14 protein-coding genes, 7 tRNA genes, 1 rRNA gene and 1 riboswitch are annotated in these 14,591 nt (G+C 38.5%); all 22 genes read right to left on the bottom strand.

Annotated features, from left to right (window positions below; translation table 11 throughout):
- Positions 1 to 805 (bottom strand): hypothetical protein (locus ACW6OJ_RS04475; RefSeq protein WP_456095876.1); only part of this gene is annotated, 805 nt, incomplete at its 3' end.
- Between the two features lie 216 nt (positions 806 to 1,021).
- A complete protein-coding gene (gene metK, locus ACW6OJ_RS04470; protein ID WP_293425912.1) occupies positions 1,022 to 2,206 on the bottom strand; it encodes a methionine adenosyltransferase in 1,185 nt (394 codons plus the stop codon).
- Between the two features lie 116 nt (positions 2,207 to 2,322).
- A riboswitch (SAM riboswitch) is annotated at positions 2,323 to 2,425 on the bottom strand.
- 73 nt (positions 2,426 to 2,498) lie between these two features.
- Complete coding sequence (gene mreB, locus ACW6OJ_RS04465) at positions 2,499 to 3,509, bottom strand: rod shape-determining protein (protein WP_293425910.1); 1,011 nt, start codon at positions 3,507 to 3,509, stop codon at positions 2,499 to 2,501.
- Positions 3,510 to 3,532: 23 nt separating this feature from the next.
- The gene (murA, locus tag ACW6OJ_RS04460; RefSeq protein WP_456095875.1) at positions 3,533 to 4,786 is read right to left on the bottom strand and encodes a UDP-N-acetylglucosamine 1-carboxyvinyltransferase; all 1,254 of its coding nucleotides are present in this window, start codon (positions 4,784 to 4,786) and stop codon (positions 3,533 to 3,535) included.
- Between the two features lie 22 nt (positions 4,787 to 4,808).
- Positions 4,809 to 4,973 (bottom strand): hypothetical protein, encoded by a 165-nt coding sequence (locus ACW6OJ_RS04455; RefSeq protein ID WP_455104660.1) that lies wholly within the window; start codon positions 4,971 to 4,973, stop codon positions 4,809 to 4,811.
- Between the two features lie 178 nt (positions 4,974 to 5,151).
- A complete protein-coding gene (gene glmM / locus ACW6OJ_RS04450) occupies positions 5,152 to 6,513 on the bottom strand; it encodes a phosphoglucosamine mutase (RefSeq protein ID WP_456095874.1) in 1,362 nt (453 codons plus the stop codon).
- A gap of 242 nt (positions 6,514 to 6,755) precedes the next feature.
- Complete coding sequence (locus ACW6OJ_RS04445; RefSeq protein ID WP_293430318.1) at positions 6,756 to 7,310, bottom strand: 2-oxoacid:acceptor oxidoreductase family protein; 555 nt, start codon at positions 7,308 to 7,310, stop codon at positions 6,756 to 6,758.
- Positions 7,311 to 8,090, bottom strand: coding sequence for a thiamine pyrophosphate-dependent enzyme (locus ACW6OJ_RS04440; RefSeq protein WP_293430316.1), 780 nt, complete (start codon positions 8,088 to 8,090; stop codon positions 7,311 to 7,313).
- A complete protein-coding gene (locus ACW6OJ_RS04435; protein WP_293700240.1) occupies positions 8,090 to 9,154 on the bottom strand; it encodes a 3-methyl-2-oxobutanoate dehydrogenase subunit VorB in 1,065 nt (354 codons plus the stop codon). The genes ACW6OJ_RS04440 and ACW6OJ_RS04435 overlap by 1 nt, the downstream gene beginning before the upstream one ends.
- A gap of 17 nt (positions 9,155 to 9,171) precedes the next feature.
- Positions 9,172 to 9,387: a 4Fe-4S dicluster domain-containing protein gene (locus ACW6OJ_RS04430; protein WP_293430312.1), complete on the bottom strand. Its 216-nt coding sequence runs from the start codon at positions 9,385 to 9,387 to the stop codon at positions 9,172 to 9,174.
- 54 nt (positions 9,388 to 9,441) lie between these two features.
- Entirely contained in the window at positions 9,442 to 10,119 is a 678-nt protein-coding gene (locus tag ACW6OJ_RS04425; RefSeq protein WP_456095873.1) for an ATP-binding protein, read from the bottom strand.
- An 83-nt stretch (positions 10,120 to 10,202) separates the two neighbouring features.
- Positions 10,203 to 11,285 carry a butyrate kinase gene (gene buk / locus ACW6OJ_RS04420; RefSeq protein ID WP_293700237.1) on the bottom strand — a complete coding sequence of 361 codons (1,083 nt, stop codon included), beginning with the start codon at positions 11,283 to 11,285 and terminating at the stop codon, positions 10,203 to 10,205.
- 611 nt (positions 11,286 to 11,896) lie between these two features.
- Positions 11,897 to 12,817: a CdaR family protein gene (locus ACW6OJ_RS04415; RefSeq protein ID WP_456095872.1), complete on the bottom strand. Its 921-nt coding sequence runs from the start codon at positions 12,815 to 12,817 to the stop codon at positions 11,897 to 11,899.
- A 16-nt stretch (positions 12,818 to 12,833) separates the two neighbouring features.
- Positions 12,834 to 13,685, bottom strand: coding sequence for a diadenylate cyclase CdaA (cdaA, locus tag ACW6OJ_RS04410; RefSeq protein WP_293700233.1), 852 nt, complete (start codon positions 13,683 to 13,685; stop codon positions 12,834 to 12,836).
- 100 nt (positions 13,686 to 13,785) lie between these two features.
- A tRNA-Arg gene (locus tag ACW6OJ_RS04405) sits at positions 13,786 to 13,859 on the bottom strand.
- 7 nt (positions 13,860 to 13,866) lie between these two features.
- Positions 13,867 to 13,941 (bottom strand) — tRNA-Gly (locus tag ACW6OJ_RS04400).
- A 12-nt stretch (positions 13,942 to 13,953) separates the two neighbouring features.
- Positions 13,954 to 14,030: transfer RNA gene (locus tag ACW6OJ_RS04395), tRNA-Asp, on the bottom strand.
- A gap of 7 nt (positions 14,031 to 14,037) precedes the next feature.
- Positions 14,038 to 14,113: transfer RNA gene (locus tag ACW6OJ_RS04390), tRNA-Val, on the bottom strand.
- 6 nt (positions 14,114 to 14,119) lie between these two features.
- Positions 14,120 to 14,191: transfer RNA gene (locus ACW6OJ_RS04385), tRNA-Glu, on the bottom strand.
- 22 nt (positions 14,192 to 14,213) lie between these two features.
- Positions 14,214 to 14,289, bottom strand: a tRNA-Met gene (locus ACW6OJ_RS04380).
- 8 nt (positions 14,290 to 14,297) lie between these two features.
- Positions 14,298 to 14,372, bottom strand: a tRNA-Asn gene (locus ACW6OJ_RS04375).
- 108 nt (positions 14,373 to 14,480) lie between these two features.
- A 23S ribosomal RNA gene (locus ACW6OJ_RS04370) occupies positions 14,481 to 14,591 on the bottom strand; the annotation flags it as partial.

Below are 14,591 nucleotides of genomic sequence, written 5' to 3'. Positions count from 1 at the left end.
GTACTTCCAGTACCTGCATATATGTTAATATCCTAATTTTTCCATCTAATACCAGCCTTCCAGCTTTTCTCTCTTCCCTAATCATGGCCTGGACCTTCTCTTTATTTGAGCCTGCAGTAGACTTTGATTCCTTATCTCTTTCCTTTGCTTGTATTCTATCCTTACTAGTACTTTCGCCGTCTGAAGTGATTTCTTTACCAGCTATCTTTTCAAGCTGACTTTTATCATTTATTTTTGACCATACTATCTCTTGGGTGCTATCATCTTCTGGCATTTGGTCATACCTGCCTTCCCATTTGGTCTCACGCTTTAATTGACCATTTTCTATACTTATATTTTCTACACTTGTATCACCTGTTCCACTAGATGTTTCAATATATTCTAGACCCTTATAGTCGCTTCTAGACATTATATCTCCCCTAAAACCTCCTACTCCTGCAGCACCGTAGACTATTGATTCACTGCATTCAATTGGCTTCTCTTCCTTTTCATTATAGGAAAATACCTTTACGTACCTTAGGTCAGAGTTCTTTGAAAGTAATAGCTGGGGTATCTTTTCACCATCCATCTTTACAATTGCGTATTCATATTCTCTAGCTTCCTGACCTTCATCCTGATAGTCATACTTATCTGCCTTGTCCAAGACCTGCTTGTATGCTTTGGCAATTCTTTCATCTAGACTCTCAACCTTGACTTCTTTCTTTGTTTCCTTGTCCTGGCTCTTGCAGGCCCCTAAGCTTAGGGCTAGTAGTAAAACTACTGCTAGCAGTGATAATTTCTTGATTGTGTTTGATAAATTGAACATTATTCTATATCCTTTCAGCCATATCCTTTTTATTTACCGGTCAAAAAACTATAATTCATACTATTACATATCATATAAAGTTTAACATATTACCTAATAAAAAGACAAACTTTACTAAAAATATTAGAAACTAATTTTACAAATACTTCTGTTTTCCAAAAAAATTAGCGCTGGAAGAGAAATAAATCATCATCCAACGCTAACATTATTATATTTTTATAAATAAGCCTTTAAAGTCTCAACCTTATCAGTTCTTTCCCACGGTAGGTCTACATCAGTTCTACCAAAGTGACCATAAGCAGCTACCTGCTTGTAGATTGGTCTTAGCAGGTCTAGGTTCTTTATAATAGCACCTGGTCTAAGGTCGAAGTTTTCCTTTACGATTTCAACTAACTTCTCATTAGATACCTTTCCTGTGCCAAATGTGTCAACAAATATTGATAGTGGTCTCGCTACACCTATCGCATAGGCAAGCTCTATTTCACACTTGTCTGCAAGGCCTGCTGCCACTATATTCTTGGCAACATATCTTGCTGCATAGCAAGCTGACCTATCTACCTTTGTTGGGTCCTTTCCTGAGAAGGCACCACCACCATGTCTAGAATATCCACCATATGTATCTATGATAATCTTTCTGCCAGTTAGGCCTGTATCTCCGTGTGGTCCACCCACAACGAACCTGCCCGTTGGGTTGATGTAGTATAGAGTTTCATCGTCCAATAGGTCTGCTGGTATTGTAGTCTTTATAACCTTTTCTATAAGGTCTTTTCTAATCTGGTCATTTGTAGTATCTGGGTCATGCTGGGCAGATATCAATACTGTATGTACTCTTACTGGTGTATCCTCTTCGTACTCAACAGTTACCTGAGTCTTACCATCTGGTCTTAGGTAGGCTATTTCTCCTGACTTTCTAACCTCAGTAAGCTTTCTTGATAGCTTGTGGGCAAGAGATATTGGTAATGGCATTAATTCTGGAGTCTCGTTACAAGCAAAACCGAACATTATACCCTGGTCACCTGCACCAACCTTTTCTATCTCATCTTCTATATTCTCGCCTTCCTTTGATTCCAAACCTTCATCAACACCCATAGCGATATCATTTGACTGCTCATCTATAGCTGTGATTACTGCACAGTTTTCGGCATCGAAACCAAACTTACCCCTAATATATCCTATGCCTTCTACTGTTTCTCTTACTATCTTTGGAATATCTACATAGGCATTTGTAGATATTTCTCCTGCTACTAATATTAGCCCTGTTGTAGCTGTTGTCTCACACGCTACCCTAGACTTTGGATCCTTTTCAATCAAGGCGTCAAGTATCGCGTCTGATACCTGGTCACAAAGTTTGTCTGGATGCCCTTCTGTTACTGATTCTGATGTAAATAAATGTCTCGCCATCTCTTCTTCCTTTCATAAAATACTATATACTTTAATACAACTCTTCCTCAATTTACCTTATAATAAAAATTGGCCTCTTCAAAAGAAGAGGCCATTATTTACACAATAAATAGCAAACCTCATCTTTCAAGATATACATATCTTGTAGGATTTAGCACCGTAAATACTTCCGGTTGCCGGGCTTCATAGGGCCTGTCCCTCAGCCACTCTTGATAAGGTAATCAAGATCTTATTTAATTATATGACTATGTTATCATCATGACTCCTAAAAGTCAAGATTTAATTTTTAAATTTAAACAGTTCCTGCTATTTCAAGTAGCTCTACAGATCCTAGGGCTATACCTGTACCTAGGGCAACACAGTTAATTGGCTCACTTGCCAACCTTACCTTTAAGCCAGTAACCTCAGAAATCTTCTTGTCCATGCCATATAGTAGGGCGCCTCCTCCAGTTAGGACGATTCCCCTTTCTGCTATGTCAGATGCTAGTTCGGGTGGTGTATCCTGTAGGACCTTGATTACTAGGTTAGTAATCTGGGCAACGCTATCGCTCATAGCATCCATTATCTCAAAAGAGCTAACAGTTATAGACTTTGGAAGACCATTAGTCAAGTCCCTACCTGTTATCTTTATAAACCTTTCTTCCTGACGTCTATAGGCACAACCTATATCCTTCTTTATCTTTTCGGCAGTTCTCTCACCTATAATTACATTGTAATTCTTCTTGATGTACCTGATAACATCCTGGTCAAACCTGTTACCACCAACCTTAATAGACTTACTGATTACAGTTCCTCCAAGAGATATAACGGCTACATCCGAAGTACCACCACCTATATCTACTACTAGGTGACCACCTGGTACAGTAATATCTATACCTGCCCCTATTGCTGCTGCTATAGGTTCTTCAATTAATAGGACTTCTCTTGCCCCTGCCTGCTTAGTGGCATCCTGGACAGCCTTTCTCTCTACATCAGTTATCTTACTAGGCACTGATACCATAATCCTAGGCATTACAATCTTGCCCATACCCTTACTTTCACCAAGCATATTGATAAAGCCACGTAACATCTTTTCTGCATTATCATAGTCAGATATTACACCATTCATCATTGGTTTGATAGCCTCTATATCCTTAGGAGTCCTACCAATCATTTTGTAAGCCTCATGACCCACGGCTATGATCTCGTCCATCCTATTATCAACAGCTACTACAGCTGGTTCATTCAAAACAACACCCTTGTCATCTACTACTACTAATACATTCGCAGTACCTAAATCTATTCCAATATCCATTCCTGCCATCACAAACCTCCGTATACGACTAATTAATCTTCAACTATTTCAACGTCTCCGCCTATACTTCTCAGCTTCTTATCTATGTCTACATAGCCCCTCTGTATATGGTATATTTCACCTACATTAGTAGTACCATCAGCAATTAGGCCACATAGGATAAGGGCTGCTCCAGCCCTAAGGTCAGTAGCTACTACGTCTGCTCCCTTTAGGCAGTCTACTCCATTAACTACTGCACTCCTGCCATCAATCTTTATATTGGCTCCCATTTTATTAAATTCATTTACATGCATAAACCTATTTTCAAATACCGTCTCTATTACTACACCTGTACCCTCAGCAACTGTCAGCATGGCCATAAACTGGGCCTGTACATCTGTAGGGAATCCAGGATGTGGTAGGGTCTTAATATCTATAGGCTTTATCTTATCAGGCCCTATTACCCTGATTGATGTTTCACCCTCTTCAATTGTAGCACCTGCTTCAGAAAGTTTTGCTATAACTGGCTTTAAGTGGTCAATAATTACATTTTCAAGGACTATATCACCCTTTGTCATGGCTGCTGCCACCATATATGTAGAAGCCTCTATCCTATCAGGTATTATCGTGTGCTCAGCCCCATGAAGAGACTTCACTCCTTTTATCTTTATTGTATTTGTACCAGCACCCCTAACAGAAGCGCCCATTTCGTTTAGAAAATTTGCCAAATCGACTATTTCAGGCTCTTCAGCCGCATTTTCAATAATTGTTACACCATCAGCTAGTACTGATGCCATCATTATATTCTGAGTAGCACCAACCGATGGGAAGTCAAGGTACAGCTTATTTCCAACTAGCTTATCAGCCCTGGCTTCTATAAAGCCATGGTCCATTATTATTTCAGCGCCCAAGGCCTTAAATCCTTTTAAATGTAGGTCTATCGGTCTGGTACCAATTGCACATCCTCCTGGCATAGAAATCTTCGTGTGATTAAAGATAGCCAATAGTGGACCCATAACTACAAAGGATGCCCTCATCTTCTTTACTAGCTCATATGGAGCCTCATATGTGTTTATACCTGAAGTATCTATTTCTAGACATCCATCCTTATAATTAACATCCGCACCCAGGTGGGCTAAAAGATCTGATATTACATGTACGTCTCTTAGACTTGGTACACTATTCAAAGTACACTTACCCCTTGCTAGTATCGTAGCTGCAATAATAGGTAGTACAGCATTTTTTGCTCCATCTATTTTCAGGGTACCCTTCAAAGGACCGCTCTTTTTTACTCTAATTCTTGGCATAATTTCTCCTCTTAACTTAACACTAATAATCCTTGTAAATCTTTCCCGTATACTCATCAATGGTGCTAAGGCCATCCCTCTTATATATCCCTATTTGGGAAGATCCTCCACCAACTTTGCTGTCATTTATAAAGCTTAAAATTTTCAATCCGACTCCACTTATAGTGGCAAGATTTATGTCTGCCACAGAAACCTACTCCAAGGTTTATAAATGATATCAAATTATAGTACACACATGCGATTGGGTTTTCCACCCAAGGAGATGTGCATACATCTCCTTATTATATCAAATCAGTGGCAAAATTTCAATCACTTAAATTCTTTTTGAATATTTTTTAATCCAAAACCCTAGGAAATTTTTCGGGCTATTTCAATCCTATCTTCTCATCTATTAGGTCTGCAAGTCCCTTGGCTAAGCCGTAAATATGGTCTTCATTTTTACCCTCTAACATAACCCTTACTAGTGGCTCTGTTCCAGATGGTCTGATTAGGACCCTACCCTTGCCATCCATTTCTTTTTCTATTTCATCTATCCTCTTAGCTATCTCTTCAATTTCCATATAGTTGTTCTTGTACTCATTCTGAACCCTAACATTTACCAAGACCTGAGGGTACTGGTCCATTACACCAGCTATACTGGAAAGAGCCTCTCCCTTGGACTTTACTATTGATGCTAGGACTAAAGATGACATAGTACCATCACCCGTAGTATTATAATCCAAGAATACCAAGTGACCTGACTGCTCTCCACCAAGACTGTAATCGTCCTTTATCATCTCTTCAAGTACATACCTATCGCCAACCTGAGTAGTAGCCAGCTTGATTCCATTTTCCTCAGCAGCAATTCTTAATCCTATATTACTCATTACAGTAACGACTAGGGTATCATTCTTTAGCTGGCCCTTCGACTTCATATCTATGGCACTCACTACCATAATCTTATCACCATCTACTATATTACCCTTTTCATCTACTGCAATCAATCTATCTGCATCACCATCGTAGGCCATACCCATGTGGGCACCTACTTCTACAACCTTAGCCTGTAGTGATTCTGGATGTGTAGATCCACACTTGTCATTTATATTATTACCGTCTGGCTGGCAATGTATTTCTATTACCTCAGCACCTAGCTCCCTATATGCCATAGGAGCCACCTTATAGGCTGCACCATTAGCACAGTCTAAAACAAGCTTTAGACCCTTTAGGTCTCCATCTATGTGTGACTTCAGGTAGTCTACATAGTCCCTAACAGCATTGTGCTCATATATCTTTCTACCAACATCTGAACCCACTGGCCACTTGTCTAGTAGATTTTCGTCGTCTATATGCTTTTCTATTTCTAGCTCTATTTCATCATCTAGCTTGAAGCCCTTATCATTAAAAAACTTTATACCATTGTACTCAACTGGATTATGAGATGCTGATATAACCACACCACAATTAGCCCCATACTTTCTAGTCAAATATGCAACCGCTGGTGTAGGTATTACTCCTACTGTTATTACATCACAACCAACTGACATCAAGCCTGCAATTAGGGCCGCCTCTAGCATATCACCCGAGATTCTAGTGTCTCTACCAACTACTACCTTAACCCTTTCATCACTTTTACATTCCTTCGTTAAGACAAAGCCACCTGCCCTACCTAACCTGTAGGCCAAAGAGGAATTAAGCTCTGTATTTGCTACCCCTCTTACTCCATCTGTACCAAAATATTTCCTCATATATGCTACCACCTTATTTGTCAATTTTAATTATGGATCCTTTATAAAAATTCCCATATATAATCTATTTTATCACAAAAAATGTATTTATACATGGTTTTTAGGCCTTTATTAGATATTTTTAGTTGCACTTAGATTATAAATTCAAGACAAATAAATTAGGGGATATACATTCATAGAATATATACCCCCTGATTACTGGGACCCCCCTAAAGGTCGCTCCCTATTAATAAACTAATTTATTATTTTTTCTGAGACATAACAGCGTTGTAACCTGCTTCAAGAGCCTGTCTATTAACTGGTATGAACTTTTCTTTTCTCTTTCCGAAAACCTTCTTGAAGGCTTCAAGAACTGATTCTATGTTAACACTATCATCAACTGCAAGGAAAGCACCTAGCATTACCATGTTGGCAAACTTAGGTCCACCTAATTCATTTGATAATTCGTTAGCATCTATATAGTAAGCTTCTATATCATCTCTGCTACACTTTTCATGTACAAGTGAGCTGTTGATTAGTATAACGCCACCAGGAACTACGTCACCTTCGAACTTAGTTAAAGATGGAGAGTTCATTATAACAGCAGCTGTCGCATCATCAGTGATGATTGGAGAACCTACTGGCTGGTCAGAAATTGTAACAGCACAGTTAGCAGTACCACCACGCATTTCTGGACCATAAGATGGTAACCAAGAAACTTCTTTATTTTCAAGCATTCCGGCATAAGTCATTAGCTGACCCATAGACATTACACCCTGTCCACCGAAACCTGCACAAATAACTCTAGATGTCCTCATTTATTTTTCCTCCTTTGCAGCTTTTTCTGCTAATGCAGCTTCTATATCAATGTCCTTGAAGTTCTGAACTGGATAATAAGGAACCATGTTCTCTCTTAACCATTCAAGAGCATCTACAGGAGTTTTACCCCAGTTAGTAGGACATGTAGAAAGTACTTCTACCATAGAGAAACCTAAACCAGCCATCTGTACTTCGAAAGCCTTTCTTATAGCCTTCTTAGCCTTTCTAACTTCAGCTGGAGTATCTACTCTAACTCTTTCGATATATCTAGCACCAGTTAGTGTAGAAAGCATTTCAGAAATTCTGATTGGATATCCGTGTAGTTCTGGATCTCTACCTGACTGACAAGTTGTTCCTCTTTCACCGATTAGTGTAGTAGGAGCCATCTGTCCACCTGTCATACCGTAAGTTGTGTTATTTACGAATATAACAGTTATCTTTTCACCTCTGTTTGCAGCGTGAACGATTTCTGCAGCACCGATTGATGCAAGGTCACCGTCACCCTGGTATGTAAATACTGTATTGTTTGGATTAACTCTCTTTATACCTGTAGCACATGCTGGAGCTCTACCATGAGCTGCTTCATGCATGTCACAGTTAAAATAATTATATGCTAGAACTGAACATCCAACTGGAGCTACACCTATTGCAGATCCTACAACGTCCATTTCTTCTAATACTTCAGCAACTAGTCTGTGGATTATACCGTGAGTACATCCTGGACAGTAATGTGTCTGCGCGTCAGTTAAACCTGATGTCTTTTTGAATATAACAGCCATTACTTAACACCTCCCATGATTTTCTTTGCTCTTGCGATTATTTCTTTTGGTTCTGGTACCATACCACCTGGTCTACCATAGAAGTGAACTGGATATCTACCATTAGAACCTAACTTAACATCTTCTACCATCTGTCCTAAACTCATTTCGATTACGAATAGGTTCTTACAAGCTGGTATTTCATCAAATGCCTTATATGGGTAAGGCCATACAGTCTTAGGTCTGATTAGACCTACCTTATAACCTTCTTCTCTCATCTCATTTACGCAGTTCTTAACAACTCTCGCCATAGTACCGTATGCAACGAACACTAATTCAGCATCTTCAGTTCTATCCATTTCATACTGAAGTTCGTTAGCTTCGATTACATCGTACTTTCTCTGTAGATGGTAGTTGTGCTCTTCAAGAATTTCTGGAGAAAGGTATAGAGAGTTTATGATATTTGGCTTTCTCTGTCCCTTAGTACCAGTAGTAGCCCAACCTTCCTTAGAAGGAAGTTCTCTCTGCTTTCTTGGCTTATCAAAGTCAACTGGTTCCATCATCTGTCCGATCATACCGTCTAGTAATACTAGAACTGGAGTTCTATATAGTTCTGCAACATCAAATGCATCCATTATCATGTCACATGCTTCCTGTACACTTGCTGGAGCATATACTGGTGTTCTGTAGTCACCGTCACCACCACCTCTAGTTGTCATGAAGTAGTCTGACTGTGAAGGCTGGATTGATCCTAGTCCTGGGCCACCTCTCACTACGTTTAGTATAACACATGGAACTTCTGCACCTGCACAGTAAGTTATACCTTCCTGCTTTAATGCAATACCTGGTGAAGATGATGAAGTAAGTACTCTCGCACCACATCCGCCTGCACCGTAAACCATGTTTATAGCAGCAACTTCTGATTCAGCCTGAACGAATGTTCCGCCTATTGCTGGTAATTCTCTTGATAAATATTCAGGTAACTCACTCTGTGGAGTTATTGGGTAACCGAAGAAATACTTACATCCTGCAACCATAGCTGCCTTACCGAATGCTTCGTTACCTTTCATTAGTATCTTAGCCATTTAAAATCCCCCCTAAATTAATCTCTTTCTACTGTGATTACTGCATCTGGACACATCAATGCGCAGCTTGAACATCCTATGCATTCTTCCATTCTTTCAACGTGAGCTGGATTATATCCCTTTGAATTTACCTTAGACAGATCAAGCTCAATAATCTTTTTTGGACATACTGAGATGCATAGACCGCAACCCTTACAGTACTTCTGATCAAAAGACACTCTACCTTTAGCCATTTGTATTGCCTCCTTAAAATAAAATAAATCTAAAATTATTTATAAAAACACAAACTACATCATCCACTCATCTCTCAAATATAGATGAATAGGTACCACATCACCCTCGAAGTCCTCAGGAATCTGGTCGACTAATGACTCAAGGCAAGATATAAACCTAATAGGTATATTTCTCTGCTTTGATACTTCACGACAGACCTCCTGCCCCTTCTCTATATCTTCAATTGTAGTAGCTTTAAGCATGTGAGTATTATTGATTAAACCTGTAACCTTAAGATTTGAAGCTGTTTCGATCTCATCAATATACTTCATTACTTCTTCTGCATTCTGTGTTTTTTCCCTGTTTGCGTTGACAACGAAGAACATATCGTAATCGTCATCTTTAATCATATTTCTATATCTTGCAATAACAGTTGCACCAACCTTATCGCCACCAAGGTCAATTATATTATTGTGTTCTTGGTTTAATAATGGTGTATGTATTTCCGCAGAAAGCGCTGGTATATCCAACGTCGGTGCATCTACTGAGCTAGATATAAGGTGGATTCCGTTTTCCTCAAGGAACTCCTTCTTCCCCCTAGACCTAAAGTATACGTTAACAACATCAAGGTCAGAAATTGAAAGCGGACCTTCAACTTCTTTCCTCAACTGTAATGCATAATTTACTGTAAACTCACTCTTTCCACTTCCATAGTGGCCTGTTATTATTCTGATTCTCTTTGTTTTCTCCATTTGTTGCCTTCTCCTTTATCCAAATACTCAATCTCCAGATAGGCAAGGCCTACAATCTGTGACAAATATTCAAAGACTTTCAATTACTGCTCGTCGTAATTCTGAGCCTTTTCTTCTCCCTTTAGAACTCTTAATCCACCTAGAGCAAGGGCTATCATTTCGTCTTCACCTGGGTATATCTTAACCTCAGATATGAATCCAACCCTATCAGTTATCATCTTTGTAAAGCTCTTAGAATATGCTATACCACCAGTTAATAGAATTCCGTCTACCTTTCCTGAAAGTACTGCAGCACAGCTACCGATTTCCTTAGCTACCTGGTAAGCCATTGCTTCATATACTAATTCAGCCTTCTTGTCACCCTTTTCTATCATAGCTTCTACTTCTCTAGCATCATTTGTATTTAAGTAAGAAACAAGACCTCCGTTACCAGTTATCATCTTTCTTATGTCATATACTGTATAGTTGCCACTGAAGCATAGGTCTACTACAGAACCAACTGGGATTCCACCACTTCTTTCAGGTGAGAATGGACCTTCACCATCTAGAGCATTAGCAACATCAACTACTGCTCCCTTACTATGAGCACCTACTGATATACCTCCACCCATGTGAGCTATTATCAAGTTAAGGTCTTCATACTTCTTACCTATTTCTCCAGCAAATCTTCTACCTATAGCCTTCTGGTTAAGAGCATGGAATATACTCTTTCTTTCTATGCTAGCTGTACCAGATATTCTAGCTAGGTCAGACATTTCATCAACCACAACTGGGTCAACTATAAATGCTGGTATATTTAATTCCTTTGAGAATTCGTTTGCAATAATTCCACCAAGATTTGATGCATGCTGTCCTGAAACTCCTACTCTAAGGTCTTCTAGCATACTTTCAGTCACACTATATGTACCACCCTTTATTGGCTTAAGTAGACCACCTCTACCTACTACGCAATCAAGCTCTTCTAGCTTGATATCTGCAGCCTTAAGTTCTCCCTCTATAACGTCCTTTCTGAAGTTGAACTGGTCAGAAATATTTTCGAACTGGCCGATTTCTTCTGATGAATGTCTAAGAGTCTTTTCAAAAACCTCTTTGTCGTTATCATACACGGCAATCTTAGTCGACGTAGAACCTGGGTTGATAGTTAAAATTCTGTAAACTTCCTTCATTGTATCCTCCTATTTAACTCTAACTGAATAAATTTTATTGCTAAACCTGCCAATTAATCCTAGAGACCACTCACAATAATAGCACCCATCTAATCTAATAAAAACTTTTTCCCAAGGCTCCTTTTAAGATTCTAGATGTGTGATCCTACAAGAGGGTTTTCCTCAATTATCGACAAATTCATATTACTAGTTATAAATTAATAAAAATGAATAAAATCCTTCATATTTAGCAAACTTTTTTTATTGCTAGTCATTTGCACGTCAGGAAATATTTTTTTTACTTTTTTATATCTTGAAAACATTATCCAACAAGTTTTCAACTGGTAATAGGTAAGAAAAAAAATTGCTAATTAGTCTTTCCTATATATTATTCTATAACTAAAATAAGGAACTTGCAATAAAAATATTAAATTAACAATTTTGTTAGTTTTTAATATGATTAAGCAAATTCCATATTTTACTTTACTTTATAATTTAATTAAAATATTCCAAATATTTGTCCATTTGTATTTTCAACAGAAATTATATTAAATAAGATAATATAATTATATTTTATCAGCTTAAAAAATAAGGATATTCTCACAAATTATCAAGTAATAATTCACTGTTTTCTATTTCTTAATTAATAGTATTTCAGTATTTTCATTTTTTAGCTTTACACCTTCTGGTAAAGCAATTTCTACTTTTTTATTCAGAAAATCTCCAAAATTATCATCTGTCAGCTTTTTTGTTTTAATGTAGTCTATATTTTTTAAAGTTTCACTACTTCCGACAATAGCTATTTTTTCTGGAGAAATAGCATAGGAATCAGGATCATATAGACTTCCATCGTAATCGATTCTCAATGCTACACTTTTAGTTTGACTAAACTCACCAGAGACTGTTATTTTTTTTACATTTATATCCAAATCTAGGATATTTCCCTTTTTATCATAGGCTTTTGCCTGAACTTCCTTATTAAAAGCAAAGTCAGATTCAGTATCGAGCTTATCAGTATCTAAGTCTAGACCAACATAGTCCACCTTCTCAACTAAGGACATAGCCCCAGCCACACTTACTTTTTTATAGCTTGTTCTAGTATTTATAACCTCATCCTTTAGACTACCTTTTAGGTTGACCCTTACATCAACTTGCTTTTTTGTCCTCTTTTCAAGGTTAACTACTATAGAAGAATCCTTTAAGTCTCTAGACACCCTGTTGGATATATTAGTCTTCAGGATTACAACATTACTCCCTTCAACAGGATTATTGATTTCTCCATAAATATCTATGTTATCCTTAGTTAGTTTTTGTAGCTCTGACAACTTACCTTCTAGTGTAATATCTGTCTTAAAATCCGCCTTCGGGTATACTACAAAACCCTCATTTTCTATTTGATTTATCTTATTTATAGTTATAGGTATATCAACTATTACCTTCTTCTCATCTGGATCTACTACAGCCAAAACGTATAACCAGAGTGCAAGTGCTGCTAATACTGATATGATCTTTGATTTGATGTTTCCCTTGGCTTTTTGCCTAAATTTACTCAAATTCAGCACCCCCTAGCTACTTATTAAAAATATCTTTTACAAGACCTAAGCCTTTTTCTTCTGAATTATTCTTATAAAAGTTCTTTAATATATTTGCCAGCCTTTCCTTGCTGACATCCCTATATATCTTTCCTGCCCTAGCAATAGATACATGACCGGTTTCCTCTGAAACTATCAGGATCAAGGAATCTGATATTTCACTTACACCTATACCTGCCCTATGCCTTGTTCCCAGATCCTTACTAAGGTCCTTCCTCTGGGTTAGTGGCAAAAAACATGCGGCTGACTTAATTTTCCCATCCCTAATTATCACTGCCCCATCATGAAGTGGCGTATTTGGAATAAATATATTACATAAGATCTGCTTAGTTATTTTGGCATCTATCTCAGTACCTGTTTCGACAATTTCATTTAGCTTAGTCTTTCCCTCTAATACTAATAGGGCCCCTATCTTTCTTCCTGCCATATCGTATACTGCGCCAAGCATCTCAGAAATCACCTTCTCTACATTCAGCTCATAGGCGCTCTTGGCTTGCGTACCAAACCTAAATAGGTTTGTGTTCCTGCCCAGGTGCTCTAAGCCTGCCCTTAACTCTGGTTGGAATATAATAAATGGCAATATAAAACCTGCCTCCAATATCTTTACAAGTATCCAATAAAGTGTGTGTAGCTTCAGCATACCACTGACCTGGGTTGCAACTAGTAGTATTATTACTCCCTTAAATAGCTGCTCAGCACGGGTATCCTTTATAAACCTCAATATCTTATAAAATAGATATGCTACTATCAATATATCTACTACATCATTTATACTTATCCTATAGATCAATTGAAAAAATTTATTAAAAATCAAATCAAACGATAACACATCTTCCACCTACTTTCCTAAGTATACTTTACCATAAAAATCAGGATAATTTATTTATTTTATAAAAAAAACTCTCCATCATTACGATAAAGAGTTTTAATGAGCGCACAGGGATTCGAACCCCGGACACACGCCTTAGAAGGGCGTTGCTCTATCCAGCTGAGCTATGCACCCATAAAATTGGAGCGGGAAACGAGATTCGAACTCGCGACTTCGACCTTGGCAAGGTCGCGCTCTACCGCTGAACTATTCCCGCATATTGATTAAATGGCGACCTGGAAGGGGCTCGAACCCTCGACCTCCAGCGTGACAGGCTGGCATTCTAACCAACTGAACTACCAGGCCGCATTAATGGTGGGAGTAACAGGGCTCGAACCTGTGACCCCCTGCTTGTAAGGCAGATGCTCTCCCAGCTGAGCTATACTCCCACATTATGACTCCTAGGGGAATCGAACCCCTGTTACCGCCGTGAAAGGGCGGTGTCTTAACCGCTTGACCAAGGAGCCATGGTAACAAAATATTTTTTAATGGTTGCGGAGGAAGGACTTGAACCTTCGACCTTCGGGTTATGAGCCCGACGAGCTACCAACTGCTCCACCCCGCGATATTCAATGGCTCCAAGGGTGGGGCTCGAACCCACAGCCTACCGGTTAACAGCCGGTTGCTCCACCATTGAGCTACCTTGGAACAAGGTGTTACATCAAATATGTAACTATAAAGCTCTATATTCCTTATGGAATCTAAAGTTGAGATTATACTCTCAAAACTGAATTCTAGTGATATCCAATGATATCCTTGGTCAAGTCCTCGATCTATTAGTATCAGTAAGCTACATACATTGCTGCACTTACACCTCTGACCTATCAACCAGGTAGTCTTCCTGGGATCTTAACCTTGCGGTGGGAA

It is taken from the genome of Peptostreptococcus sp., assembly GCF_977045075.1.
Note: the sequence above shows the minus strand (reverse complement) of the source record. Positions and strands in the feature narration are given on the sequence as shown.